At 73.8% G+C, this 25115-nt stretch carries 23 protein-coding genes; 4 read left to right on the top strand and 19 right to left on the bottom strand.

The window, feature by feature from the left end; translation table 11 throughout:
• Positions 1–153: 153 nt before the first annotated feature.
• From ACZ64A_RS29465 to infC, 8 genes are all read right to left on the bottom strand, one after another.
• Complete coding sequence (locus ACZ64A_RS29465; RefSeq protein ID WP_469814620.1) at positions 154–1236, bottom strand: PP2C family protein-serine/threonine phosphatase; 1083 nt, start codon at positions 1234–1236, stop codon at positions 154–156.
• Positions 1237–1452: 216 nt separating this feature from the next.
• Positions 1453–3966 (bottom strand): phenylalanine--tRNA ligase subunit beta, encoded by a 2514-nt coding sequence (pheT, locus tag ACZ64A_RS29460; protein WP_469814618.1) that lies wholly within the window; start codon positions 3964–3966, stop codon positions 1453–1455.
• A complete protein-coding gene (pheS, locus tag ACZ64A_RS29455) occupies positions 3966–5087 on the bottom strand; it encodes a phenylalanine--tRNA ligase subunit alpha (RefSeq protein ID WP_103784143.1) in 1122 nt (373 codons plus the stop codon). Before pheS ends, pheT begins: the two co-directional genes overlap by 1 nt.
• A gap of 126 nt (positions 5088–5213) precedes the next feature.
• On the bottom strand, positions 5214–6353 hold the full coding sequence (locus tag ACZ64A_RS29450; protein WP_469814615.1) for a sensor histidine kinase: 1140 nt from the start codon (positions 6351–6353) through the stop codon (positions 5214–5216).
• A 56-nt stretch (positions 6354–6409) separates the two neighbouring features.
• A complete protein-coding gene (locus tag ACZ64A_RS29445) occupies positions 6410–7258 on the bottom strand; it encodes a TrmH family RNA methyltransferase (protein ID WP_469814613.1) in 849 nt (282 codons plus the stop codon).
• Between the two features lie 195 nt (positions 7259–7453).
• Positions 7454–7837, bottom strand: coding sequence for a 50S ribosomal protein L20 (rplT, locus tag ACZ64A_RS29440; RefSeq protein ID WP_016642495.1), 384 nt, complete (start codon positions 7835–7837; stop codon positions 7454–7456).
• Between the two features lie 97 nt (positions 7838–7934).
• Complete coding sequence (rpmI, locus tag ACZ64A_RS29435; protein ID WP_004933563.1) at positions 7935–8129, bottom strand: 50S ribosomal protein L35; 195 nt, start codon at positions 8127–8129, stop codon at positions 7935–7937.
• Between the two features lie 113 nt (positions 8130–8242).
• Positions 8243–8920 carry a translation initiation factor IF-3 gene (gene infC, locus ACZ64A_RS29430; protein ID WP_469814816.1) on the bottom strand — a complete coding sequence of 226 codons (678 nt, stop codon included), beginning with the start codon at positions 8918–8920 and terminating at the stop codon, positions 8243–8245.
• Between the two features lie 373 nt (positions 8921–9293).
• Here infC and ACZ64A_RS29425 point away from each other — a divergent pair, with 373 nt between their 5' ends.
• The gene (locus tag ACZ64A_RS29425) at positions 9294–9668 is read left to right on the top strand and encodes a DUF1844 domain-containing protein (RefSeq protein WP_469814611.1); all 375 of its coding nucleotides are present in this window, start codon (positions 9294–9296) and stop codon (positions 9666–9668) included.
• Positions 9669–9672: 4 nt separating this feature from the next.
• Here the strand turns inward: ACZ64A_RS29425 and ACZ64A_RS29420 are convergent, their stop codons facing one another.
• Genes ACZ64A_RS29420 through ACZ64A_RS29410 form a run of 3 tightly spaced genes read right to left on the bottom strand, consistent with a single transcriptional unit; the run spans position 9673 to position 13005 of the window.
• Positions 9673–10404, bottom strand: a complete 732-nt coding sequence (locus ACZ64A_RS29420) for an SseB family protein (protein ID WP_469814609.1) — start codon at positions 10402–10404, stop codon at positions 9673–9675.
• Positions 10405–10438: 34 nt separating this feature from the next.
• Positions 10439–11656, bottom strand: coding sequence for a type VII secretion-associated serine protease mycosin (gene mycP, locus ACZ64A_RS29415; protein ID WP_469814607.1), 1218 nt, complete (start codon positions 11654–11656; stop codon positions 10439–10441).
• Complete coding sequence (locus tag ACZ64A_RS29410) at positions 11653–13005, bottom strand: hypothetical protein (RefSeq protein ID WP_469814605.1); 1353 nt, start codon at positions 13003–13005, stop codon at positions 11653–11655. The genes mycP and ACZ64A_RS29410 overlap by 4 nt, the downstream gene beginning before the upstream one ends.
• A gap of 498 nt (positions 13006–13503) precedes the next feature.
• Here ACZ64A_RS29410 and ACZ64A_RS29405 point away from each other — a divergent pair, with 498 nt between their 5' ends.
• Positions 13504–14706 (top strand): amino acid deaminase/aldolase, encoded by a 1203-nt coding sequence (locus ACZ64A_RS29405; RefSeq protein WP_469814603.1) that lies wholly within the window; start codon positions 13504–13506, stop codon positions 14704–14706.
• Between the two features lie 12 nt (positions 14707–14718).
• On the opposite strand, the gene ACZ64A_RS29400 is transcribed toward ACZ64A_RS29405, so the two are convergent.
• The 5 genes from ACZ64A_RS29400 to ACZ64A_RS29380 are packed head-to-tail and all read right to left on the bottom strand — an operon-like array spanning position 14719 to position 20554.
• Complete coding sequence (locus ACZ64A_RS29400; RefSeq protein WP_469814815.1) at positions 14719–15711, bottom strand: DUF2510 domain-containing protein; 993 nt, start codon at positions 15709–15711, stop codon at positions 14719–14721.
• A gap of 34 nt (positions 15712–15745) precedes the next feature.
• Complete coding sequence (locus tag ACZ64A_RS29395; protein ID WP_469814601.1) at positions 15746–16990, bottom strand: HAD family hydrolase; 1245 nt, start codon at positions 16988–16990, stop codon at positions 15746–15748.
• Positions 16991–17016: 26 nt separating this feature from the next.
• Positions 17017–17799, bottom strand: a complete 783-nt coding sequence (locus ACZ64A_RS29390; protein ID WP_469814599.1) for a 3-oxoacyl-ACP reductase — start codon at positions 17797–17799, stop codon at positions 17017–17019.
• A complete protein-coding gene (locus tag ACZ64A_RS29385) occupies positions 17796–19184 on the bottom strand; it encodes an aldehyde dehydrogenase family protein (RefSeq protein WP_469814597.1) in 1389 nt (462 codons plus the stop codon). The genes ACZ64A_RS29390 and ACZ64A_RS29385 overlap by 4 nt, the downstream gene beginning before the upstream one ends.
• Positions 19185–19192: 8 nt before the next feature.
• Positions 19193–20554 carry a glutamine synthetase family protein gene (locus ACZ64A_RS29380; RefSeq protein ID WP_469814595.1) on the bottom strand — a complete coding sequence of 454 codons (1362 nt, stop codon included), beginning with the start codon at positions 20552–20554 and terminating at the stop codon, positions 19193–19195.
• 96 nt (positions 20555–20650) lie between these two features.
• Here ACZ64A_RS29380 and ACZ64A_RS29375 point away from each other — a divergent pair, with 96 nt between their 5' ends.
• Positions 20651–21406 carry a FadR/GntR family transcriptional regulator gene (locus ACZ64A_RS29375; protein ID WP_469814593.1) on the top strand — a complete coding sequence of 252 codons (756 nt, stop codon included), beginning with the start codon at positions 20651–20653 and terminating at the stop codon, positions 21404–21406.
• Between the two features lie 329 nt (positions 21407–21735).
• On the opposite strand, the gene ACZ64A_RS29370 is transcribed toward ACZ64A_RS29375, so the two are convergent.
• Entirely contained in the window at positions 21736–22704 is a 969-nt protein-coding gene (locus ACZ64A_RS29370; RefSeq protein WP_469814591.1) for a LysR family transcriptional regulator, read from the bottom strand.
• Positions 22705–22774: 70 nt separating this feature from the next.
• Between ACZ64A_RS29370 and ACZ64A_RS29365 the strand changes: the two genes are divergently transcribed.
• Complete coding sequence (locus ACZ64A_RS29365; protein WP_469814589.1) at positions 22775–23896, top strand: TDT family transporter; 1122 nt, start codon at positions 22775–22777, stop codon at positions 23894–23896.
• Here ACZ64A_RS29365 and ACZ64A_RS29360 read toward each other — a convergent pair.
• Positions 23808–24527, bottom strand: a complete 720-nt coding sequence (locus tag ACZ64A_RS29360; protein WP_469814587.1) for a helical backbone metal receptor — start codon at positions 24525–24527, stop codon at positions 23808–23810. The genes ACZ64A_RS29365 and ACZ64A_RS29360 overlap by 89 nt on opposite strands.
• Positions 24524–25093: a helix-turn-helix domain-containing protein gene (locus ACZ64A_RS29355; protein ID WP_361625401.1), complete on the bottom strand. Its 570-nt coding sequence runs from the start codon at positions 25091–25093 to the stop codon at positions 24524–24526. Before ACZ64A_RS29355 ends, ACZ64A_RS29360 begins: the two co-directional genes overlap by 4 nt.
• Positions 25094–25115 lie beyond the last annotated feature (22 nt).

Raw genomic sequence — 25115 nt, 5'->3', positions numbered from 1 at the left:
ACGCGAATCCGCGGCGTACACGCGGTGTCGCTCCACGTGTCCGGCGGGGTTTCATGGTCGTCTCGCAAGAGGCCCGGCCGGGCCACCGGCTCCCCCTCACAACAGCGGTGGCCCGGCCTCCGGCGGCTGCCTCCGGCGGGTCGGCGGTGCGATTCAGCGGCGCTGGGCCACCGGTGGTTCGTCGGGTGCGGGTGCGTGGTGGCTGGTCGCGCAGTTCCCCGCGCCCCTGGGGGTCGGCTGCTGCAGCCGTTCGTTTCTCAGGATCAACAGCGCGATGTCGTCCATCGGCATGCCCGCTGCGTGGCGCAGGAGCGCCGTGAGGAGAGTCTTGAGGACCCGCTCCGGGGTGATCGGCGATGCCCTGACCGCTCCGGCCAGAGCTGCCCGTAACGGGAAGAAGCGCCCCCGGCGGTCGCGGGCGTCCTCCGCGCCATCCGTGAAGAGGACGAGCATCTCGCGGGGCCGCAGAGGACGACAGGACAGCGCGGACAGATCGGCCGGAAGCGGGAACGGGCCCAGCGGGGGCAGCGGGTCGGTCCGGGCCAGCGGTTCGACGCGGGGGCCGCTGAGGCGGTACGGCCAGGGATGGCCGCAGTTCAGGGCGTGGAGGCGGCCGTCGCGGGCGATCTCCAGGAGCAGGACGGTGACGAACTCCTCGGCGACCGGACCGTCCGGGACCGCCTGGCCCGCAGAGGGGTGCTCGGCTCGGGCCCGCTCCCGCAGGTGCCGGGCCAGCGCCCGGTCCAGGCGGCGCAGGACACCGGCCAGGTCGGGCTCGTCGTGCGCGGCCTCCCGGAAACTGCCGAGAACCGCGGCGACCGTGCCGAGCGCCGCGAGCCCGTGGCCGCGCACGTCGCCGATCACGGCACGGACGCCGTGCTCGGTGGCGACGACCTCGTACAGATCGCCGCCGACACAGGCGCCGCGCTCGGCGGCGAGCTGCGCCGCCGCGACGTGCAGACCGTCGATGCGGGGCGGCAGCGGCCGGACCAGCACGCGCTGGGCCGCGCCGGCGATACGGCGTATCTGCCGCAGTTCCCTGAGCAGGGTGCCGCGGGCATGGGCGACGATGCCCGTGCCGACGGCGAAGAAGACGGCGCTGGTGGCGATCCGCGCGCCGAACCCGTCCTGCTGGGCCAGCGGACAGGCCAGCTTGTAGGTGACCGCCACGGCGCCCCAGGCCATGGGCAGCCCGAGCGCGGCGGCCCGGCGCAGCGGCACCCTGATGCGGAACATGTCGTTGGCCCCCCAATCAGGCCCTGACAGCGCAGACGGACCGACCCCGAAAGGCCGGTCCGATTCTGTCGCCGCATGACCCGGAAGGGCTGGGTCCGCCGGATACCTCACCCATATGAGTGAGGTGACTGAGAGCGCCCCGAAAGGGGCGCGGGGAACTGCGCGATCAACCGGACACAACCCGCACCCGGCAGACCACCCGGTCCCCCACGGCGACTAGCCGCGAATCACAGCCCCCGTGCGCTCGCCCGCAAGGGCAACCGCCGCATCCCGAGCCGCCGACGCCTCGTCGACCGTCAGCGTCCGGTCGCCCGCGCGGAAGCGCAGCGCGTACGCCAGCGACTTCTTGCCGTCGCCCAGCTGCTCCGCGTTCTCGTACACGTCGAACAGCCGGATGTACTCGAGGAGTTCACCCGCGCCCTCGCGCAGCGCGGCCTCGACCTCGGCGGCCGGGACCGGCTTGTCGACGACGAGGGCGACGTCCTGCGTGGCGACCGGGAAGGTGGAGATCCGCGGCGCCTGCGGGGTGTCGTCGCCGACCCGCTCCACCGCGTCGAGGTTCAGCTCCATCGCGCAGGTGCGCTCGGGCAGGCCGAGGGTCTTCATCACACGCGGGTGCAGCTCACCCGCGTGACCGATGACCTGCTCCTCGCCGTCGGCCACGACGGCCAGCTCGGCGCAGCGGCCGGGGTGCCACGGGCCGTACGCGCCCTTGCGGACGATCAGCTCCGCACCGGCCTCCCGGGCGACGGCCCGCGCGGCCTCGACCGCGTCGGCCCAGCCGGCCGGGCGGCCCGCGCCCCACCAGCCGGCCTGCTCGCGGGCGCCCGCGAGGACGGCGGCGACGTGGCGCGGCTGCTCGGGCAGCGCGGCGTCGAGCTCGGCGATCTCCTCGACCGTGGGGCGCCGGTCCACCGGCAGCGCGGCGGCGGTCTTCTGCTCGGCGCGCGGGTGGAAGACCAGGCCGGTCTCGAAGAGGGCGAGGTCGTGCGAGCCCCGGCCGTCGTTGCGGCGCAGGGCGCCCAGCAGACCCGGCAGCAGCGACGTACGGAGGGCGGGCTCCTCGTCGTTGAGCGGGTTGGTGAGCTTGACGACACGGCGGGCCGGGTCGTCGGCCTCCAGGCCAAGCTGGTCGAAGACCTGCTCGGAGACGAACGGGTAGTTCGGCGCCTCGACGTAGCCGGCCCCGGCCAGCGCGCGGCCGACGCGGCGGTGCAGACGCTGGCGGTGGGTGAGACCGCGCCCGGACGGCGGCTTGGGCAGCGTGGAGGGCAGGTTCTCGTAGCCCTCCAGCCGGATGACCTCTTCGGCCAGGTCGTTCGGGTCGGTGAGGTCCGGCCGCCAGGACGGGACGGTGACGATCAGCTCGTCCTGCCCGTAGACGTCGCAGCCGATCTCCTGGAGGCGGCGCACGACGGTCTCACGGCCGTAGGTGACACCCGCGACCTTGTCGGGGTGGTCGGCCGGGATGGCGATCGTGCGCGGCGCGGAGGGCGCGACGACCTCGGTGACGCCCGCCTCGGCGGTGCCGCCCGCGAGGATCACCAGCAGGTCGACCGTGCGCTGCGCGGCAGCGGCGGCGGCCGCCGGGTCGACGCCGCGCTCGAAGCGGCGGGAGGCCTCGGAGGACAGCTTGTGGCGGCGTGCCGTGCGCGCGATGGAGACCGCGTCGAAGTGGGCGGCCTCGATCACGACGTCGGTCGTCGCGTTCTCCACGTCGTCGTGGTCGGCGATCTCGGTGTTGGCGCCGCCCATCACACCGGCGAGGCCGATGGGACCGCGCTCGTCGATGATGACGAGGTCCTCGGCGTCCAGGGTGCGGCTCACACCGTCGAGGGTGACGAGCTTCTCGCCCGCCTCCGCGCGGCGCACGCCGATGGTGCCCTGGACCAGGTTGCGGTCGTAGGCGTGCAGCGGCTGGCCCAGCTCCATCATCACGTAGTTCGTGACGTCGACGGCGAGCGAGATCGGGCGCATGCCGACCTTCTGCAGGCGGCGCTGCAGCCAGATCGGGGAGCGGGCCTCGGGGGTCAGACCGGTGACGGTGCGCGCGGTGAAGCGGTCGCAGCCGACCGGGTCGGTGACCTGCACCGGGTAGCCGAAGGCGTTCGGGGCGGGCACGTCGAGCAGGGCCGGGTCGCGCAGCGGCAGGCCGTAGGCGATGGCGGCCTCGCGGGCGACGCCGCGGATGGACAGGCAGTCGCCGCGGTTGGCGGTGACGGCGATGTCGAGGACCTCGTCGACCAGTTCCAGCAGCTCGACGGCGTCCTTGCCGATCTCGGTCTCCGGCGGCAGCACGATGATGCCGTGCGTGCCGTCGTCGCCCATGTTCAGCTCGTCGCTGGAGCAGATCATGCCGCGCGAGATCCGGCCGTACGTCTTGCGCTCGGCGATCTGGAAGTCACCGGGCAGCACCGCGCCGGGCAGGGCGACGACGACCTTGTCGCCGGCCTGGAAGTTGCGGGCGCCGCAGATGATCTCCTGCGGCTCGCCGGTGCCGTTGGCCTGGCCGACGTCGACGGTGCAGAAGCGGATCGGCTTCTTGAACTCCGTCAGCTCCTCGATGGTCAGCACCTGGCCGACGACCAGGGGGCCCTTGAGGTCGGCGCCGAGCCGTTCGACGGTCTCGACCTCCAGACCGGCTGAGACGAGCTTCTCCTGGACGTCACGGCCTGTTTCCGTCGCCGGCAGGTCGACGTACTCCCGCAGCCAAGAAAGCGGGACCCGCATCAGATCTCCATCCCGAAGGGCCGGGTGAACCGGACGTCACCCTCGACCATGTCTCGCATGTCTTCGACGTTGTGGCGGAACATCAGCATCCGCTCGATGCCGAACCCGAAGGCGAAGCCGCTGTACTTCTCCGGGTCGACGCCGCAGGCGGTCAGCACCCGCGGGTTGACCATGCCGCAGCCGCCCAGCTCGATCCAGCCCTCGGAGGAGCAGGTGCGGCAGGGGCGGTCCGGGTTGCCGACGGACTCGCCGCGGCAGACGTAGCAGACCATGTCCATCTCGGCGGACGGCTCGGTGAAGGGGAAGAAGTTCGGCCGCAGCCGCGTCTTCATGCCCTCGCCGAACAGCGACTGGACCATGTGGTCCAGGGTGCCCTTGAGGTCGGCCATGGTCAGGCCCTCGTCCACGGCGAGCAGCTCGACCTGGCGGAACACCGGGGTGTGCGTGGCGTCCAGCTCGTCGGTGCGGTAGACGACACCGGGGCAGATCACGTAGACCGGCAGCTCGCGCTCCAGCAGGGAGCGGATCTGCACGGGCGAGGTGTGGGTGCGCAGCACCACGCCGGACTCGGTGCCGCCCTCGGGGCCGGCCACGAAGAACGTGTCGTGCTCGCCGCGGGCCGGGTGGTCCGGGCCGATGTTGAGCGCGTCGAAGTTGAACCACTCGGCCTCGGCCTGCGGGCCCTCGGCGACCTCGTAGCCCATGGCCACGAAGATGTCCTCGATGCGCTCCGACAGCGTGGTGAGCGGGTGGCGGGCACCGGCCGGCACGCGGTCGTACGGCAGCGTGACGTCCACGTCCTCCTCGACGAGCACGCGCGCGTCCCGCTCGGCCTCCAGCTCGACCTGGCGGGCGGCGAGGGCCTTGTTCACGGCGCCCCGGGCCTGGCCGACGAGCTTGCCGGCGGCCGCCTTGGCGTGCGGGGGCAGCGCGCCGATCTCCCGGTTGGCGAGCGCCAGCGGGGAGGTGCCGCCGGTGTGGGCGACCTTGGCCTCCTGGAGCGCGTCGAGGGAGTCCGCGGCGGCGAAGGCGGCGAGCGCCTCGTCCCGCATGCGCTCGATCTCTTCCGGTTTCAACGCCTCGACCTCGACAGGGTCGTACGACTTATTCGGTGCCGACATCTCTTCCCGTGCTTCCGGTTGGCTGGCTGAAGGTCCCCGTCACCGACTCGTTGGGCCACGTGAGGACGCAAAGGTGCCAAAGGCCGAGTCTAACGGGGTGGAGGTGTACGAAGAGCCCGTGGGCCGTCAGGCGAGATACGCCGGCGCCGCCACGGGCAGCGTAAATCGGAATTCGGCGCCGCCCTGCCGGGCGCGGCCGACCGTGATCGTGCCACCGTGGGCTTCGACGATGCCCTTGACGATGTAGAGCCCGAGGCCCGTGCCGCCGCGCTTGCTGCCCCGCCAGAAGCGGGTGAAGACGCGGTTCATGGACTCCTCCGGGATGCCGGGCCCCTCGTCGCTCACCGTGACCGACGTGCCGGTCTCCTCCCCTTCGCGGGGGGACGCCGTGGCCGTGATGTCGATGGTGACGGTTCCCTCGCCGTGACGCACGGCATTTTCGATGAGGTTGCTGAGCACCTGGTCGATCTTGTCGGGGTCGGCCCACAGGTCGGGCAGGGGCTGCTCCAGGCGCAGCAGGAAGCGGTCGGCGGGCTGGCCGGCGGCCACGTAGGCCTGGATGTGGCGTCCCACGGCGGCGCCGATGTCGACGGGCTGGCGCCGCACCTCCAGCCGGCCGGAGTCGATCCGGGAGATGTCCAGCAGCTCGGCGATCAGGCGGGTGACCCGGTCGGCGTCGGCGTCGACGGTCTCCAGCATCAGCCGCTTCTGGTCGTCGGTGAAGCGTTCCCACTTGGCCAGCAGGGTCGCCGTGAAGCCCTTGACCGAGGTGAGCGGGGAGCGCAGCTCGTGGGCGACGGTGGCGATCAGCTCGGCGTGACTGCGCTCGGTACGGCGGCGGGCCTCGGTGTCGCGCAGCTGGACGACGACGCGCTCCACGGGTCCGGTGGGCTCGCCGCGCACATAGCGGACGGTGACGAGCACCTCGTGGCCGCCGGGCAGGAGGAGGTTGCGCTCGGGCTGCCGGGTGCGGATGGCGAGACCGCCGTAGGGGTCGGTCAGCTGCCACCAGCGCCGCCCCTCCAGGTCCTCTAACGGAAGGGCCTTCTCCAGGGTCTGTCCGAGGGCCTGCGCGGCGGGCGTGGCCGTGATCCGCTCGGCGGCCGCGTTGAAGCAGACGACACGGCCGTCCGCGTCGGCGACGACGAGGCCGTCGGGCAGGTCGTCGGGGTCGATGCCGGGCGCGGCGGGATCACCGGGTGGCCGGGGCGCGGGCGCTCGCCGCACGTCCGGTGCTCCCGGTGCGCTGCTGGTGCCGACGCTCATCCCCGTATCCCACCTCTCAGGCAGCTGGGCAGCAGGCCCTGGAGCTGGTCACCCTACTAGCTCCCGGTGACGGAGCGGCACCCTCCGGAGGCGCGCTGTGCACGGGCCGACGCATACAGACATACGGCGGCGGCGGTCGCGAGGTTCAGGCTCTCTGCCTTGCCGTGGATGGGCACGCGGACGACGGCGTCGGCGAGGGCCCGGGTCTCCTCCGGCAGGCCCCAGGCCTCGTTGCCGAAGACCCAGGCGGTCGGCCCGCCCATGCTGCCCTTGTCGAGCTCCTCGTCCAGGTCGCGGTCCCCGGCCCCGTCGGCGGCGAGGATCCGCACGCCGGCCGCCTTCAGCCCGTCGATGGCCTGCTCGACGGGGACGCCGACGGCGACGGGCAGGTGGAAGAGGGAACCGACGGAGGCACGGACGGCCTTGGGGTTGTACAGGTCGACGGAGGCGTCGGTGAGCACGACGGCCTCGGCGCCGGCGGCGTCGGCGCAGCGCAGCACGGTGCCGGCGTTGCCGGGGTCGCGCACGTGCGCGAGGACGGCGACGAGCTTCGGCCGGCCGCGCAGGACCTCCTCGAAGGGGGTGTCGAGGAACCGGCACACCCCGACGAGCCCCTGCGGGGTGACGGTGGTGGAGATGTCCTCGATGACCTGCTCGGAGGCGAGGTGGACGCGGGCGCCGGCGGTGCGGGCCTCCCCGATGATGTCGGCGTAGCGCTCGGCGGCCTCGACGGTGGCGAACAGCTCGACCAGCGTGTCCGCGTGCCCGGCCGCCTCCCGCACGGCCTGCGGCCCCTCCGCGAGAAACAGCCGCTCCTTCCCCCGGAAGTTCCGCTTGGCCAGCCGCCGCGCGGCAAGAACACGGGGGGACCGCGGAGAAATCAGCTCGGGGCTGACGGGAGGCATGCTCTTCTTCGCTTTCAGGAGGGTTGGTTCTTGTGAACACCGGCACAGGAGCGCCCCTGAAAGGGGCGCGGGGAACTGCGCGGCCAGCCACAACGGGCCCGCAGCCGAACGACGGCAGACGAGCCGCAACAACAGGACCCGCAAGCTCAAAGCCTGCGGGTCCTGCGGTGAACGTCGGCTAAAGCCAGCGCAGCGTCACGCGGCCTTCGGCGCGTTGACGTCCGACGGCAGCGCCTTCTGCGCCACCTCGACCAGCGCCGCGAACGCGTTCGCGTCGTTGACCGCGAGCTCGGCCAGGATCTTGCGGTCGACCTCGATGTTCGCGGCCTTCAGACCCTGGATGAAGCGGTTGTACGTGATGCCGTTGGCGCGGGCAGCGGCGTTGATGCGCTGGATCCACAGCTGGCGGAAGTCACCCTTGCGCTTCTTGCGGTCGTTGTAGTTGTAGACCAGCGAGTGGGTGACCTGCTCCTTGGCCTTGCGGTACAGGCGCGAACGCTGACCGCGGTAGCCGGAGGCCTGCTCGAGGATCGCCCGGCGCTTCTTGTGGGCGTTGACTGCCCGCTTGACGCGTGCCACTTGTTAACTCCTTGTAGCGGGGCCGTGGGTGTCTTCACACGGCCCGGAATCGATTGGGTCCCGGTTGAGCCGTACGGCGCTCAGTGGCGCCCGTACGTCACTTGCCGAGAAGCTTCTTGATCTTCGCGGCGTCGCCCGGGGCCATCTCGGCGTTGCCGGTGAGGCGACGCGTCACGCGGGACGACTTGTGCTCGAGCAGGTGGCGCTTGCCGGCGCGCTCACGGAGCACCTTGCCGGAGCCGGTGACCTTGAAGCGCTTGCTGGCACCGCTGTGCGACTTGTTCTTCGGCATAGCGCCGTTCTCTCCTCGTCGGTGGCGCTCCGGTGCCCGGTCGCGAAAACCGGGCACGGATGGAGCGTCGCTCTTGTTTCGGTTACATCCTCGGGGACGTGCGTCCCCCGGGATCACGCCTCGGCGGAAGCCTCGGCAGGGGCCTCCTCGGGGGCCTCCGCCTGGGTCTCGGCGTTGACGGCGTCCGGGTCGGCAGCGTTCTGCGACTTGCCCGGGTTCGCCTTCGCCTCGGCCTTGCGGGCCTCCTGCGCCTGGCGGGCCTCGGCCATCGCCTCGGTCTTCTTCTTGTGCGGACCGAGAACCATGATCATGTTGCGGCCGTCCTGCTTCGGGTTCGACTCGACGAAACCGAGGTCCTGGACGTCCTCCGCGAGACGCTGCAGCAGCCGGTAGCCCAGCTCGGGCCGGGACTGCTCGCGACCACGGAACATGATCGTGATCTTGACCTTGTCGCCCTGCTTGAGGAACCGGACGACGTGACCCTTCTTGGTGTCATAGTCGTGCGGGTCGATCTTCGGCCGGAGCTTCATCTCCTTGATGACCGTGTGCGCCTGGTTCTTGCGCGCCTCACGGGCCTTCATGGCCGACTCGTACTTGAACTTCCCGTAGTCCATGAGCTTGCACACGGGCGGACGGGCGTTCGCCGCTACCTCAACCAGGTCGAGGTCGTACTCCTGAGCAAGCTCCAGTGCCTTCGCGAGCGGCACGATGCCGACCTGCTCGCCACTGGGACCGACAAGTCGCACCTCGGGAACGCGAATCCGGTCGTTGATGCGGGGCTCGGCGCTGATGGATCCTCCTCGGTAGCACCACGCGGCGGTCTGGCGGACAGCCGCGTATGTCTGTTTTCGTAAGACCTAACCGCGCCGAAGCAGAAAAAATGCCCCGGACGATCACAGGCGGGGCTCCTCGCACTACCGGAGCACCGCCGCGGTGACCGCGGGGCGCACTATCGGGCGACTCCATCGTCCGTACGGAACGATGGCGGCCGCCTGACCGGATGACCCGCCGTCCCGGGGACGGTCAGGTGGGAGTTCGGAGCCTCCACTTGTGGGCCGTGCACTCCGGTGCTGCTCATGGGGTGTCCGGCCGGTCGTCACACAAGGTTAGCAGCTACCCGGGGGTGGTGCGAACCGCCGTGGTCCGGGGCCTATCGTGTGGGACATGAGTGACACCCCTCCTGAGTCCACCGAACCGTCCGAGGCCCCCGACTTCGACGCCATGACCCGCGACATCGCCGAGGTCCCCGCCGTCGAGGTGATCGTGACGGTCGCCGTCAACCTGATGAGCGCCGCCGCCGTGAAGCTCGGCCTGACGGAGGAGGGTGACAAGCACAAGGACCTGGACGAGGCCCGCAAGCTGGTGCACGCCCTCGCCGGTCTGCTCGACGCGTCCGCGACCGAGATCAGCTCCTTCCACGCGGCGCCGCTGCGCGACGGTCTGAAGTCGCTGCAGCTGGCCTTCCGCGAGGCGTCGATCGTCCCGGACGAGCCGGGCCAGGGACCGGGCGAGAAGTACACCGGCCCGGTCTACGGCTGACGGTTCACGCGCGTACGTACAGGGGCTCGCCCGGAGGCGTGGTCTCGGCCGGCAGGACTGCCAGGTCGAGGCCGCGCACCAGGCGGGCCCTCAGCGTTTCGTCGGCGGCCAGCCGCCCGGCGACCGCGCGGGCGGCCTCGGCGGGTGCGGCGGCCGGGTCGAGGACGAGGGCGAGGGTGCCGTCGGCCCGGCCGGGGCCGAGGTGGGCGCGCAGCACGGCCGGCTCCGCCGCCACGGCCGTCCGTACGGCCTCGCGCACCGCCGGGTCGGCGAGCGGGTCGGTGCTGGTGCGGCCCTCGGCGAGCGCGAGCAGCGCGGGGCCGGTCAGCTCGAACGGCACCGGTCCGGCCAGGTCCAGCACGACCGTGTCGGCCTTCTCGTGCGCGGCGGCCTGCAGCGCCTGGTGCAGGGGTACGGCGACGGGGCGGGCCGCCGGGTCCCAGCGGGCCAGGGAGTCGGTGGAGGTGAAGGCGGGCAGCGCGGTCCGGTGACCGGCCTTCAGGGTCGGCACGGCCATGTCGGAGGTCTTCTCGCGGCGCAGACCGTTCTCGTCCTCCTCGACCTCGCCCAGCACGGCCACCACCGGCACGAGCAGCCGGGCGCCCTTGAGCGCCGCCAGGACCGGCCCGACGGCCGTGCGGTCCTCGGCCCAGGCGGCGAGCGCGGCGCTCAGCCGGGGGTCGGCGGAGCCGTCGTCGTCGGAGAAGCCGGAGTCGGGAATGTTCTTGTTCGCCACGGCCTCGACCCTACGCGGTGGGGCCGGGCGGCGTTCACAGGGCGTCGTGCTCCTCGCGCCGGCCCCGCCACGGGTACTGCTCGCGCCGTCCCCGCCACAGGACGACGGCCACGACCAGCAGCACTCCGCCGGCGCTGCCCGCGAGCGGGGCCGCCCAGTCGCTGGTGCCGTCGTCCTCGCGGGCGGCCTGGGGGCCGTCACCGAAGTACTTCTCCCCGTAGGCCGCCGAGCGCAGGCCCTGCGGCTCGAGACGGGCGGCCGCCTTGATGGCGGCGGCCGGGTCGACGAACCCGAAGCCGCGGGAGTCGTCGTGGCCGCCGACGGGCGCGTTGCGGGCGGTCTGTTCCAGTAGCTGCTTGATCTGCGCCGGGGTGAGGCCCGGGTGGGCGGCCTTGATCAGCGCGACGCAGCCGGAGACGAACGCGGAGGCAGCGGAGGTGCCCCAGCCCTGGTAGTAGCGGTGGTCGGGGTCGGCGATGACGATGTCGACGCCGGGGGCGCTCACGGTGGCGTACCAGCGGCGGGTGGAGAAGGAGGCGCGGGTGCCGAAGCGGTCGACGGCGGTCGCGGCGATCACGCCGGGATAGGCCGCCGGGTATGAGATGTGGTCGCCCTTCTCACCGCCGTTGCCCGCCGAGGCGACGACGACGGCGCCCTTCTTCAGGGCGTACTGGACGGCCTCGTCCTCACCGGCCTCGGGGTGCGCGGAGGCGGAGTCGTCGCCGAGGGAGAGGTTGATGACGTCGGCGCCGTGGTCGGCGGCCCAGCGGATGCCCTCGGCGAGGGCGTTGCCGCGGGTGCGGCGGGCCCGGTCGCGGTCGGGGTCGCTGTCCTCCAGGATCACCCGGACGGGCAGGATCCTCGCCCTCGGCGCGATGCCCATGACGCCGTCGCCGCCGCCGGGGCCGTGGCCGTGCCCGGCGATGATCGAGGCCATCGCGGTACCGTGCCGGGCCCACGGCCGCTGGCCCTCCCTCGCGCCGAAGCCGACGAGGTCCGCGCCGGTCAGGACGTTGCCGGCGAGGTCGGGGTGGTCGGCCTCGACGCCGGTGTCGAGGACGGCGACGGTGACGCCCTCGCCGCGGGTGGTGCGCCAGATCTGCTGGGCGTGCAGGGCGTCCAAGGCCCACTGCTGACCCCGTATGCCGTCGGCGTGCGCCGGGGCGGCGGGCAGCAGCGCGAGGGAGCCGGCGAGCAGACAGGCCAGCAGCCCCGTGCGGCCCGCGCGGGCGACGGTCGTGGGGCGGCTCATGAAGAGGTCTCCGTGGGCGAGTTGACGCTGTGGCGCAGGTTCTTGCCGATGCGGTCGGCCAGGCCCTCCGCCTCGTTGCCGAGGCCGGCCTGCACGGGGGCGGTGGTGGCGCCGGCCGAGGTGGCCGGGGCGGGCTGCGGGGCGTCCACGGTGCGGCCGTCGGCCCAGCCGGAGACGGCGTAGACGACGACGGGGGCGTCGGTGAGCACGGTGATCGTCCAGGCCGCGCGCTGCCGGTCGCCGAACCCGGCGGCCGGGGTACCGGCGGTGGCGTAGGGGCGGGGCATCAGATCGGGGCGGGTGCCGAGGCCCTCGGTGCGGAAGCGGGTACTCAGTGCCCGCATGCCGGCCGGGTCGGCCTTGGTGAACAGCAGGCCCACGGTGGTGACGTAGCTCTGTGTGGCGTCGGTGTACGTGGCGCGCAGCAGACGGGCACAGCCGACGGGGGCGAGGGCCTTGCGCAGCAGCGGGTCGAAGGCGTCGGCGCAGCCGCCGTCGGGGGCGACGGCGATCCGGGTCCAGGTGCGGTCGGCGCCGCCGGGGCCGGCGCCCGGTCCTGCCACGGTGGGCGGGAAGAGCTGGTCGACGGGCACGTTGTGCCACAGGCCGGCGGCCGCGGTGAACGTGCCGGCCTTCCCGGAGTCGTCGGAGTCGCCGGTCAGCCACGCTCCCGTGACGGCCCCGCCGATCAGCCCCAGGCCGAGGACCAGGCACACGGCGGCGGCGACGGTGTGGCGCCGCGTCCGCGCGGGTCCGCCGGCGGAGCGGTCGTCGAAGAACTCGGGCCGCCCGAACGACACCCGCGGCCGCGCCGCTCCGTCCGAGCCCCAGGACAGCGCCGGGTCGGGCGAGGGGCCGCCGGCAGCAGCGGGCTCCGGACGGCTGCCGGGGGTGCCGGACGGGAGGTGGCCGGGTGCGCCGGACGGGAGGTGGCCGGGGGTGCCGCTGGGCGCGGCCGACTCCGGCGTGCGGCCGCCGGGGCCGCCGAAGGCGGCGGAGGCGTCCGGAGCGCCGCTCGGTCCGGGGACGCGCGGGGCACGGCCCGGGTCCGGCCGGGAGGAGGGTGTGAATCCGGGGCGGTCGAATCCGGCGCGGTCGGGGACGGGGCGTTCGGGTCCGGGGCGGTTCTCGCGGTAGGCCGCCGACGCCCCGGTGTCACCGGGGCGGACGGCGCCCGACGCGCGCGCGTCCAGCCGGCGCGGGAGCCCGGCCGAGCCGACGGCCGAAACGGCCGTGACGGAAGCGGACATGGCCAGCGAACCGGAATCTGCCGCCAGGTCGTCGGCGGTGTCGGCGGCGGGGATGGGACGCAGCCGGGCGGTCGTCTCCGCCGGGGTCTCCTCGGGCACGGACCCGCCCGTGGGCAGTCCCGCTGTGCCTGCGCCGATCGTCGGCGGGCCGTCGGGGAAGCGGGCGGAGGCGGGGGGCGGCGGAGGATCGTCCGGGAAACGGGCCGACGCGGGCGGCGGCGGAGCGTCCCGCTCGGCGTCGGCGGGCGTGCCCGGCCGCAGCAGCGGAAAGCGCGGCGAGGTCCCTGCGGGACGGGCGGAGCGAGAGGCGGCGGGCCCGGAAGCGGAACCGGAATCCGGACTCGAAGCGGAAGGGGAGGCGGAACCCGTGGGGGCCGTTCCGCCGGCCGTCGGGCGGTCGGGCTGGGGTCGGGCGCCGTGGCGTGCCTCCGTGCTCATGCACCCCCCGTTTCCTCGGCCCCGGACCATCGCTTCGCCTGCGCTGCGCGTCACTCTACGGGTTGGAACCGGCCGGACGGGAACCGGTCCGGGGAGCCCGGGGCATCTGCCCGGAACGTCCCCCTACCCTGCGGTAATCCGGTCTGGCAGGCTGCCGTCATGACTGCGCGCGCCGCCGACCGGGCCCGTTACGACCGGGCCACCGCCCATCTCGACGCCCCTGTGGCGATCGTGGACCTGGAGGCCTTCGACGCCAACGCGGACGATCTGGTCCGCCGTGCCGGGGGCAAGCCGATCCGGGTCGCGAGCAAGTCCGTGCGCTGCCGGGCGCTGCTGGAACGGGTCCTGGCGAAGGACGGGTTCCGCGGCGTCATGTCCTTCACGCTCGCCGAGTCCCTGTGGCTCGCGCGCTCCGGCTTCGAGGACGTCCTGCTGGCCTATCCGTCCGCCGACCGCGCCCGTTTCGCCGAACTCACCGCCGATCCCAAGCTGGCCGGCGCGGTGACCGTGATGGTCGACGACGTGGCACAGCTCGACCTGATCGACGCCGCGCGCGGCGACGGGCGGGAAGTCGTGCGGGTCTGCCTGGAGTTGGACACGTCGCTGCGGCTCCTCGGCGGCCGGGTCCGGGTCGGTGCGCTGCGCTCCCCGCTGCACTCCCCCGCCCAGGTGGCCGAGCTGGCACGGGCGGTGACCCGCCGGCCGGGCTTCAAGGTCGTCGGGCTCATGGCGTACGAGGGGCACATCGCCGGGGTCGGCGACGCGGTCGCGGGGCGGCCGCTGCGCTCCCGGGCGATCCGGCTGATGCAGGCCGCCGCCCGCCGTGAACTGGCCGAGCGGCGCGCCGCGGTGGTGCGCGGGCTGCGTTCCCTGGTGCCGGACCTGGAGTACGTCAACGGCGGTGGCACCGGCAGCGTGCAGCACACGGCCGCCGAGGACGCCGTCACGGAGATCGCGGCCGGGTCGGGGCTGTACGTGCCGCGGCTCTTCGACAACTACACCTCGTTCAGCGGTCGTCCGGCCGCGCTGTTCGCGCAGCCGGTGGTGCGCCGCCCGGGCGTGGGCGTGGTGACCGTGCTGGGCGGCGGCTACCCGGCCTCCGGCGCGGCCGGCCCGGACCGGCTGCCGGTGCCGTACCTGCCCGAGGGGCTGCGGTACGACCCGCAGGAGGGGCCCGGCGAGGTGCAGACGCCGCTGCTCGGCTCCCCGGCCGACGACCTGCTGATCGGCGACAAGGTGTGGTTCCGGCACGCGAAGGCCGGTGAGATGTGCGAGCGGTTCGACGTGCTGCACCTGGTCGAGGGCGACCGGGTCACGGCGACCGTGCCGACGTACCGGGGCGAGGGGCACACGTTCCTGTGACGCCTCGGCGGCTCATGGGGTGGGGCCGATGCTGCTGCCCACCCCGCCGCCGGTGGCCGCGTCGCCGACGGGCCGGATGCCCCGGGTGATGCGGTCCATGTCGGTCAGCGGCGGCCCGTCCCGGCCGGCGTCGAAGACGTAGCGCACGACGACGGGCGCCTCGGTGCCCGTGCTGGACGGGAAGACCAGGGACTGGACGTAGCCGCCGGGGCCCTTGGCGGTGGTGACGTGCCAGCGCACGTAGTACCCGGCGCGGCCCGCGACGGCCACCGTGCCCTGGGCGACGACCTGATGGCCGGTCATCCCGCCGAAGGGACGCCGGTTCAGGGTGTCCTCGTCGAAGGCCAGCCCGGCCGCCTCGCTGATGTCCGCCTTCGCGAGGGCCTCGGGTGACGTCTGGTCCGTGGAGGTCGCGGTGTGGGTGGTGACCAGGCCGTGGCGGCACATCCCGGGGTCGCCGGGGCAGTCGTAGGTGCCGTCGGTGGTCATGACGACGGAGTCGTCGGCGACGAACTCGGGCCGCACCCAGCCGTGGGGCATGGTCAGCGTGATGCCGTTGAGCTGGTCGACGACGACGGACGGGTCACCGGTGGGCGAGGCGGAGGACGGCTCGGCGCCGGACGGCTCGCCCGTGGCCGTGGCGAGGGTCGGGGCGGGCCGCGGGGTGGTCCCGGCGGCCGGCTCGCCACCGTGGCCGCCCCGGCTCAGCAGGATCGCGCCGGTGGCGATCGCCGCGACCAGCACGGCGCCGGCGACGGCGAGCGCGACGGCCTTGCCGCGCCCCGGGGAGGCAGCGCGCTGCGGGACCGTCACGGGCTGCTGCGGGAACGCCCCGGGCGGCACCTGGAACGCCGGCGGCTGCGGCGCGACCGGCTGGTGCAGGGGCACGGTCGGGGGCGCCGGGTCCGTGCGGGCGCGCCGGTGCTCCGTCCAGGCCGTGCCGTCCCACCAGCGCTCCAGGTGCTCGGCCGTCGGGTCCGGGTACCAGCCGGGCGGGGGCGTCATGCTCATCCGGGCACTGTAGGGCCCGGCCCGGTGGTCAGTACACGGTGTCCCGCTGGTCGGGCACCACCGATCCGTCGTCGCGCAGCAGCGGCCCCCGGGTGCCGTCGGGTGCGGTGTACGCGGTCGTCGCACACGGGTAGGGGGTGTCGCGGCGCGGCAGCGGCTGGAGGAACATCGGATTGACCAGCCAGTGACCGTCGGCGTCGTCGTAGGCCCTGCACATCAGTTCCGGCTTGTTGCGGTTGATCACGAGATGCACGGCGGTCGCGTCGGCAACGAACGTGACATCGGTGTCGGCGTCCCCGGCGGCGATCGCGGGGCGCTGCGGCCACGGCCGGCGCTGCCAGGCGGCGGGGCCCCGGACGCCGTAGATCTCCTGGTTGACGAAGCAGCGCTTGCCGTCGATGTAGGGGATGACCGCGCCGCGGGTCGCCGGGACGCCGCCGCAGCCCTCGGTCCAGGGGGTGATGCGGCCCCGGCGGTCGAGGACGGACCGGATGGCGATGGTGTGCGCGGCGTCGAGGCCCACGCCCCGGGACCAGACCTCGGTGATCGGCTCGGAGCCCGCGGAGACGATGTAGACGTCGAAACCGGCCCGCCGCAGGGTGCGGATCAGGTCGCGCTGCTGGTCGTAGTAGCGGACGTAGGCGGGCACGGTGTGGGTGCCGACGCGGCGGGTGGCGCCGACGGGGGCGGCGAGGGCCTCGCGGCGGGCGGCGTCGGCGTAGGAGGCGAGGTCGGCCGGGGTGCGGCCGGTGAACAGCTGCGGCACCCAGGCGTACTGCGGGACCGTGCGCCGGTGGTCGAAGGTCCCGGCGAAGGCGGCGGCGCCGCTCATGGTGGTGCCGTTCTCGCGGATCTGCAGGATCTCGTCGGCGCAGGGGGCGTCGGCCGAGGTCCGCAGCGGTGTGCCGGGCGCGCCGGGGCCGCAGGCGCGGGTCAGGGCGCGGTCGGCTGCGTCGGTGAGCCAGGCGCTGGTGTCCTTCCAGCGGGCGGGGCGCGGCAGCCGGTCGTGGCGCAGCGCCCAGGAGAGGGTGGCGTCGGTGACGTCGTTCTTGACGACGGTGTTGTCCCAGTCGAACACGGCGACCGGGCGGGGCCGGCCGGGCCGGCCGGCACAGGTGCCGCGTGCGTCGATGGCCTGCTGGAGGTGGGCGCGGTTGTCGCCGTACCAGGTGGCGGTGAGACGGGGGCAGGCGGTACGGCCGTCCGGACGGGCGGCGGGCGCGGCCGCCAGGACGGCGGCCGCTGCCAGGGTCCACGCGAGGAGCTGTCGCATACGCCCGGACCGTACCGTTCACACCCTTACAGGGGTGTGACGTACGCGCCGGAGATTCCGCCGTCGACGAGGAAGTCGGTGGCGTTGACGAAGGAGGAGTCGTCGCTGGCGAGGAACGCGACGGCGGCGGCGATCTCCTCGGCCTCGGCGAACCGGCCGACCGGGATGTGCACCAGGCGGCGCGCGGCCCGCTCGGGGTCCTTGGCGAACAGCTCCTGCAGCAGCGGGGTGTTGACCGGTCCCGGGCAGAGCGCGTTGACGCGGATGCCCTCCCGGGCGAACTGGACGCCGAGTTCACGGGACATGGCGAGCACGCCGCCCTTGGAGGCGGTGTAGGAGATCTGCGAGGTCGCCGCCCCCATCCGGGCCACGAAGGAGGCCGTGTTGATGATGGAACCCTTGCCCTGGCGGCGCATGTAGGGCAGGGCGGCCTTGCAGCACAGGTAGACCGAGGTCAGGTTGACCTCCTGCACCCGCTTCCACGCCTTCAGACCGGTCTCCAGGATCGAGTCGTCGTCGGGCGGTGAGATGCCCGCGTTGTTGAAGGCGACGTCGACACTGCCGTAGGTGTCGTACGCGGCCCGGAACAGGGCCTCGACCTGCTCCGGGTCGGTGACGTCGACCTTCACGAACAGTCCGCCGGTCTCCTCGGCGGCGGCCTTGCCCCGGGCCTCGTCGACGTCGCCGCACACCACGTGCGCGCCCTCGGCGGCGAGACGGCGGGCGGAGGCGAGGCCGATGCCGCTGCCGGCTCCGGTGACGACGGCGGTACGGCCGGCCAGGCGGCGGCACACGATCTCTTCGGTCACTGTGCGGGGCCCTCCGTACTGATGAAGACGTTCTTGGTCTCGGTGAAGGCGGCCAGCGCGTCCGGGCCGAGCTCCCGGCCGACACCGGACTGCTTGAAGCCGCCGAAGGGAGTCCAGTAGCGGACGCTGGAGTGGGAGTTGACGGACAGGTTGCCCGCGCGCACGGCCTGCGAGACGCGCAGGGCGCGGCCGACGTCCCGGGTCCAGATGGAGCCGGACAGGCCGTAGTCGGTGGCGTTGGCGAGCGCGACGGCCTCGCGTTCGTCGTCGAACGGCAGGACGACGGCGACGGGCCCGAAGACCTCCTCGACGGCGACGCGCGCGTGCGGGTCGACACCGGTCAGGACGGTCGGCGGGAACCAGTAGCCGGGGCCTTCGGGGGCCTTGCCGCGGATGCCCTCGGCGTCGCCCGGGACGTAGGAGCGGACCCGGTCGAGCTGGGCGGCGGAGATGAGCGGGCCCATCTGTGTGGACTCGTCGGCCGGGTCACCCACGACGACGGACTCGACGGCGGGGGCGAGCAGAGCGAGGAAACGGTCGTACACGGAGCGCTGCACGAGGATGCGGGTGCGCGCGCAGCAGTCCTGGCCGCTGTTGTCGAGGAAGGACATGGGGGCGGCGGACGCGGCCTGTTCGAGGTCGGCGTCGGCGAAGACGATGTTGGGGCTCTTGCCGCCGAGTTCCAGCGTGACCCGCTTGAGCCGCTCGGCGCCCTTGGCCCACACCTGTTTGCCCACGGCCGTCGACCCGGTGAACACGATCTTCGCGACGCCGGGGTGCTCGACGAGCGCGGTGCCCGCGACCGGTCCGCGCCCCGGCAGAACCTGGAAGAGCCCCTCGGGCAGCCCGGCGGCCAGGGCCAGCTCGGCCAGCCGCAGAGCGGTGAGCGGGGTGGTCTCGGCGGGCTTGAGGATCACGGCGTTGCCCGCGGCGAGGGCGGGTGCGGTGCCCCAGGCGGCGATGGGCAGGGGGAAGTTCCAGGGAGCGATGACGCCGACGACGCCGAGCGGCTCCAGGATCGTCACGTCCAGCCCGCCCGGCACCGGGATCTGCCGTCCCGTCAGCCGCTCCACTCCCCCGGCCGCGTAGTCGAGCAGGTCGCGCACGTTGCCCGCCTCCCAGCGGGCGTTGCCGATGGTGTGCCCCGCCTCGCGGACCTCCAGCAGGGCCAGTTCCTCCAGGTGCTCGTCGACGACCCGGGCGAAGCGGCGCAGCAGCCGGGCCCGGTCCCCGGGCGGGAAGCCGGCCCACTTCGCCTGCGCCCGCCCGGCGCGTACGACGGCGGCGTCCACGTCGGCCGCCGTCGCGGCCGGGACGGTGGCGACGACCTCCTCCGTGGCGGGGTTGAGGACCTCGAGGACGTACGGGTCGGACGGGTGGCTCACGACGGGCCTCACATGCGTTCGAAGGAGCGGCGCAGCTCCCAGTCGGTGACGGCGGCGTCGAAGGCGTCCAGCTCGACGCGGGCCATGGTGCGGTAGTGCGCGACCACCTCGTCGCCGAAGGCGGCCCTGGCCAGAGCGCTGTTTTCCCACAGCCCGGCGGCCTCGCGCAGCGTGGTCGGGACGTGCGCGAAGTCGGCGGCGTAGGCGTTGCCGGGGCAGGGCTCGGGCAGCTCCAGTTTCTGTTCGATGCCGTGCAGGCCGGCCGCGATCATCCCGGCCACCGCGAGGTGCGGATTGACGTCCCCGCCGGGCAGGCGGTTCTCGAAGCGCAGGGAGCGGCCGTGGCCGACGACGCGCAGGGCGCAGGTGCGGTTGTCGTGGCCCCAGGCGACGGCGGTCGGTGCGAAGGAGCCCGGCTGGAACCGCTTGTAGGAGTTGATGTTCGGCGCGTACAGCAGCGAGAACTCGCGCAGCGCGGCGAGCTGTCCGGCCAGGAAGTGCCGCATGACGTCGGACATCCCGCCCCCGTCCGCTGCCATGACGCTGCGGCCGTCGGCGTCGGCGAGGGAGAGATGGATGTGGCAGGAGTTGCCCTCGCGCTCGTTGTACTTGGCCATGAAGGTGAGCGAGACGCCCTCCTGGGCGGCGATCTCCTTGGCGCCGGTCTTGTAGATCGCGTGCTGGTCGCAGGTGGTCAGGGCCTCGGCGTAGCGGAAGGCGATCTCGTGCTGCCCGGGGTTGCACTCGCCCTTGGCGGACTCCACGGTCAGCCCGGCGCCGGCCATCTCGTTGCGGATACGGCGCAGCAGGGGCTCGATGCGTCCGGTGCCGAGGATCGAGTAGTCGACGTTGTACTGATTGACCGGCGTGAGAGCGCGGTAACCGGAGTCCCAGGCCTGCTCGTAGGTGTCGCGGAAGACGATGAACTCCAGCTCGGTGCCGACCTGCGCGGTGTATCCCAGCGCGGCGAGCCGCTCCAGCTGGCGGCGCAGGATCTGCCGGGGCGCGGCGGCGACGGGCGAGCCGTCCTCCCAGGCCAGGTCGGCGATCAGCAGGGCGGTGCCGGGGTGCCAGGGGACGCGCCGCAGGGTCCGTGGGTCGGGGCGCAGGGCGAAGTCGCCGTAGCCCCGGTCCCAGGAGGACATGGCGTAGCCGTCGACGGTGTTCATGTCGGCGTCGACGGCGAGGAGGTAGTTGCAGCCCTCCGTGCCGTGGTGGAGGACCTCGTCGAGGAAGAAGCGGGCGGCGAACCGCTTGCCCTGGAGCCTGCCCTGCATGTCGGGGAAGGCCAGGACGACGGTGTCGATCTCGCCGCTCGCGACGAGGGCGTGCAGCTCCTCGACGCTCAGCGGGGGTGTGCGGTCTGCCACGGGAGAGCCTCCTCGGGCTGCTGCGGCGTTCTCGTCCGGCACCGGAAGCCATAAGGTATTGCTGTTGACCTTTGCTTGGGAAGGGGACGCGGCGGGATGGCGCGGACGGAGGGCGACAACGGGCCGGTGCAGGCGGCGGACCGGCTCACGCCGCTGCTGCGGCCGGTGCGGGCGGGCAACGGCTTCGAGGAGGCGCTGGAGCAGATCCTCCAGGTGGTCCGGCTCGGGCTGGTGCCGGCGGGCGGGCGGCTGCCCGCGGAGCGGGAGCTGGCGGAGCGGCTCGGGATCAGCCGGGTGACGCTGCGCGAAGTGCTGAAGGTGCTTCAGGACCAGGGGCTGGTGGAGGCCCGGCGCGGCCGCTACGGCGGAACGTTTGTGCTGCAACGCCCCCAGGCGGCCGACGCCGGCGGCGAGGACGAGCTGCGCCGCCGGATCGCCGAGGTCGACATCGAGGACGTGCTGCGGTTCCGGGAGGTGCTGGAGGTGGGCGCGGCGGGTCTGTGCGCGCAGCACGGGCTGACACCGGAGCGGGCGGAGCGGCTGCGCGAGGCGCTGGCGGCCACGCAGGACGCGCCGCTGGCGGACTACCGCCGGCGCGACACCCTGCTCCACCTCACGCTGGCCGAGCTGAGCGGCTCGGCCACGCTCACCGCCCAGTACGCGGCGGTGCGGGCCACCGTGAACGACCTGCTGGACTGCATCCCGCTGCTGGTGCGCAACCTGGAGCACTCCCAGCGTCAGCACACCGCGCTGGTCGAGGCGGTCCTGGACGGCGACGCGGACGGCGCCCGCGAAATGATGCGCGAACACTGCGCGGGCACGGCGGCGCTGCTGCGGGGCTTCTTGGCGTGAGGGTGCGGCCGTTCGGCGGGGGGCGCCGTGCGGCGGACTGCGGGGGCGGCGCCACGCGGCGGGGGCGCCCCCCGGGAGGCGGCGGGCGAAAAGGTACGGACCCGCTCCATTGCAGGGGCGCCGGGGGGCCGTCGGGCCCGGGCGACAGCGGTTACCGCTCTTACGGGCGACAGCGGTCACCGCTCCTACGGGAAGCCGTGGGACCCGGCGCCCGGTCACTGCCGTCGCGGCGGCCGTAGGACCTGCCCCCGGTCACCGCCGTTGCGGTGGGCCGCAGGACCCGTCACCGCATCGGCCCGTCACGCCGCGGCCGCCGTACCCTCATGCACTCATGCCCCCGCTCCCCCCGGCCCGGTGGACGGCGAGCGTGTCAAGGACAGCAGTTCCCGTGCCGGGCCCGCCGGCCGGTGGCCCGCCGGCCAGACCGCCCGCAGGGCCCGTGCCAGTGCCACGCCCTCCACCGGGACCCGTACCAGGCGCCGCGACGCCAGTTCCTCCCCGACCACCAGCTCGCTCAGCACCGCGGGCCCCGCCCCGCTCACCGCCGCCGCCTTCACCGCGGTCGTCGAGGACAGCTCGATCAACGGCACCGCGGGCGTGCCCAGCGCGGCGTCCAGCACCTGCCGCGTCCCCGACCCCGTCTCCCGCAGGATCAGCGGCGTCGCCGCGAGCTCCTCGGCCGAGACGGCTCCCCGGCGGCGCCGCGCCCAGGGGTGTCCGGGAGCGGTGACCACGATCAGCCGGTCGCGGGCGATGACCGCGGAGTCCAGTCCGCCGGGCAGCGTCAGCCCCTCCACGAACCCGAGGTCGGCCTCCCCCGCCAGCAGCCGCTCCGCGACCACCGCGGAGTTCCCGGCGAGCAGCGACACCGCCGTGCCGGGCAGCCGGGTGCGCAGCGCGATCAGCCACCCGGGCAGCAGGTACTCGGCGATGGTCATGCTCGCCGCGACGCGCAGCCGCGAGTCCCGCCGGTCCCGCAGCGCCTGCGCGCCCACGTCGAAGGCCTCGGCGGCCTCGACGATCCGCCGCGCCCAGTCCGTCACCAGCGCCCCGGCGTCCGTCAGCCGCGACCCGCGCGGCGAGCGGTCCACCAGCGCCACGCCCAGCTGCCGTTCCATGGAGCGGACACGGCTGCTCGCGGCGGGCTGGGTGATGCCCAGCTCCCGTGCGGCCGCGCCGAGACTGCCCAGCCGTGCCACGGCCAGCAGCAGCTCCAGCGCGCCGAGATCGGGCACCCGGTGCGCCAGCGACCCGCCCGGCACCTGGGCCGCGCTCTCCCTCCCGCTCACGTCTGCCATAAACCCAGCTTATGCCCTCATAGAGACATCGTCCCTGGTGGGGGCCGTCCGCTCAGGGCACGGTGGTGTCATGATCACCGCAGTCCGGCACCTGGGGCCCAACTGGTACGCCACCGTGATGGGCACCGCCGTCCTGGCCACGGCCGGCGTCGCCCTCCCCGTCCACCTCCCCGGCCTGCACACGGCGTGCACGGCGGTGTGGGTCCTCGCCCTCGCCCTGCTGCTGCTCCTGCTGTCCACCCGCGCCCTGCACTGGCGTCACCACCGCGACCAGGCCCGCGCCCACCTGCTGGACGCGGCCATGGCTCCCTTCTACGGCTGCCTGGCGATGGCCCTGCTCTCCGTCGGCGCCGGCGCGCTGACCGTGGGGCGCGCCTGCATCGGGACGACCGCCGCGGTCGCGCTGGACACCGTGCTGTTCACCGCCGGTACGGCCGTCGCCCTCGCCGCGGCGGTCGCGGTGCCGTATCTGATGGCCGTACGGCATCGGGCAGCGGCGCAGGAGGCGACGCCCGTGTGGCTGCTGCCGCTGGTGGGGCCGATGGTGTCGGCGGCGGCCGGACCGCTGCTGGTGCCGCACCTGCCGCCCGGGCAGCCCCGCGCGACCCTGCTGCTCGCCTGCGTCGCCCTGTTCGGTCTCAGCCTGCTGGCGGTCCTGCTGGTGCTGCCGCTGGTGTTCGCCCGCACGATCGGCGGGCCGCTGCCGCTCGCCCTCACCCCGACGCTCTTCCTGGTGCTGGGGCCGCTCGGCCAGTCCACCACCGCGGCGGGCAAGTTCGCCGACACCGCACCGGGGGTGATGCCGGGCCCGGCCGGTACCGGCTTCGAGGTGTTCGCCGTGCTGTACGGCGTGCCGGTGACGGGGTTCGCGCTGCTGTGGCTGTTTCTGGCCGGCGCCCATGTGGTGCGCGCCCGGCGCCGCGGCATGGGGTTCACGATGACCTGGTGGGCGTTCACCTTCCCCGTCGGCACCTGTGTCACGGGCGCCGAGGCGCTCGGCCGGCGCACCGGGCTCGTCGCCTTCGACGCCCTCGCGCTCGGCCTGTACGCGCTGCTGGTCGCCGGCTGGCTCGCCGCCGCCGCGGGCACCGCGCGCGGCCTGCTCAGCGGTGAGCTGCTGCGAGGGCCGCGCCCAGCACCCGTGGCGCCTCGGCCAGTGACGGCCCGTACCACGTCAGGTGCCGTCCGCTGACCAGCGCGCAGGTCAGGCCGGGGAAGGCCTCGGGGCCGTCGTCGGCGGTGAAACGGTACGGCTCGTCCGGGAGGACGACGACGTCCGGACCGGCCTCCCGCAGCTCCTCCAGCGGCACGCGCGGGTAGCGCTCCGCGTGCCCGGCGTACAGCTGGTCAACGCCGAGCCGGGCCAGGACGTCCCCGGCGAAGGTGTCACGGCCCAGCACCATCCATGGCCGGCGCCAGATCGGCACGACGGCGCTGCGGCGGGCGTCCGGCTCCGGGAGCGTGCGCCACGCCGCCTCCGCCTCGTCCAGCCAGCGCGGCCGGTGCCGCACCCCGCAGGCCCCGACCACCCGGTCCAGTTCCCGGAAGGCCTGCGGCACGTCGCGCACCTCGGTGACCAGCACCTCGACGCCGGCGGCGCGCAGCGCGCCGAGGTCGGCGGCGCGGTTCTCCTCCTCGTTGGCGACGACCAGGTCGGGGGCGAGATCGAGGACGCGGCCGACATCGGGGTTCTTGGTGCCGCCGACGCGTACGACGTCCAGGCCCTCGGGGTGGGTGCACCAGTCGGTGGCACCGACCAGGACGCCGGGCGCGGAGGCGGCGACGGCCTCGGTCAGCGAGGGCACCAGCGAGACGACCCTCACCGGCGCGGCCGGTCCCGTACGGCCTCGATGTGCTCGGCGACGGCGACGACGATCAGCCGGGTGTCGGGCACGGTCGCCCGCCAGCGGTGACGCACCCCGCCGGTCAGATACAGGGTGTCGCCGCGGCCGAGCCGGTAGGCGCGGCCCTCGGCCTCGATCTCGACGGCGCCGTCGGCGACGTACATCAACTGGTCGTTGCGGTACTGGAACTCGCGGCCGGCGTCGTGGTCGCCGAGGAACTCCGAGGCGTGCATCTGGTGGTGCCCGCGCACCAGGGACCGCACCTGCGGCACCGGCCCGGGTTCGAGGTCCTCGGCGCGTACGACGTCGACGCTGCACGCCGGGTCGGCGGCGGCGAGCAGCTCGACCGCGGTGGTGCGCAGGGCGTCCGCCACCTTCTCCAGGGAGCCGCGGCTGGGCCGTGCCCGGTCGTTCTCGACCTGGCTGAGGAAGGGCACCGACAGGCCGCTGCGCTCGGCCACGACGGCGAGGGTGAGGTCCAGGGCACGGCGACGCCGCCGCACGGCCGCGCCGACCCGCAGGGGCTGCTCTTTGTGGTCGCCCATCGCTCCGGCTCCCTCCTTCGCT

The organism is Streptomyces sp. NPDC104814 (assembly GCF_055583185.1).
Note: the sequence above shows the minus strand (reverse complement) of the source record. Positions and strands in the feature narration are given on the sequence as shown.

Coding starts and splice junctions, on each gene's coding strand:
- ACZ64A_RS29450 (WP_469814615.1), bottom strand. CDS start 6,353: ATGAGCGTCGGCACCAGCAGCGCACCGGGAGCACCGGACGTGCGGCGA.
- pheS (WP_103784143.1), bottom strand. CDS start 5,087: ATGTCGGCACCGAATAAGTCGTACGACCCTGTCGAGGTCGAGGCGTTG.
- pheT (WP_469814618.1), bottom strand. CDS start 3,966: ATGCGGGTCCCGCTTTCTTGGCTGCGGGAGTACGTCGACCTGCCGGCG.
- mycP (WP_469814607.1), bottom strand. CDS start 11,656: ATGAGCCGCCCCACGACCGTCGCCCGCGCGGGCCGCACGGGGCTGCTG.
- ACZ64A_RS29370 (WP_469814591.1), bottom strand. CDS start 22,704: ATGGCAGACGTGAGCGGGAGGGAGAGCGCGGCCCAGGTGCCGGGCGGG.
- ACZ64A_RS29355 (WP_361625401.1), bottom strand. CDS start 25,093: ATGGGCGACCACAAAGAGCAGCCCCTGCGGGTCGGCGCGGCCGTGCGG.
- ACZ64A_RS29445 (WP_469814613.1), bottom strand. CDS start 7,258: ATGCCTCCCGTCAGCCCCGAGCTGATTTCTCCGCGGTCCCCCCGTGTT.
- ACZ64A_RS29465 (WP_469814620.1), bottom strand. CDS start 1,236: ATGTTCCGCATCAGGGTGCCGCTGCGCCGGGCCGCCGCGCTCGGGCTG.
- ACZ64A_RS29405 (WP_469814603.1), top strand. CDS start 13,504: ATGACTGCGCGCGCCGCCGACCGGGCCCGTTACGACCGGGCCACCGCC.
- ACZ64A_RS29375 (WP_469814593.1), top strand. CDS start 20,651: ATGGCGCGGACGGAGGGCGACAACGGGCCGGTGCAGGCGGCGGACCGG.
- ACZ64A_RS29425 (WP_469814611.1), top strand. CDS start 9,294: ATGAGTGACACCCCTCCTGAGTCCACCGAACCGTCCGAGGCCCCCGAC.
- ACZ64A_RS29400 (WP_469814815.1), bottom strand. CDS start 15,711: ATGACGCCCCCGCCCGGCTGGTACCCGGACCCGACGGCCGAGCACCTG.
- rpmI (WP_004933563.1), bottom strand. CDS start 8,129: ATGCCGAAGAACAAGTCGCACAGCGGTGCCAGCAAGCGCTTCAAGGTC.
- ACZ64A_RS29395 (WP_469814601.1), bottom strand. CDS start 16,990: ATGCGACAGCTCCTCGCGTGGACCCTGGCAGCGGCCGCCGTCCTGGCG.
- ACZ64A_RS29365 (WP_469814589.1), top strand. CDS start 22,775: ATGATCACCGCAGTCCGGCACCTGGGGCCCAACTGGTACGCCACCGTG.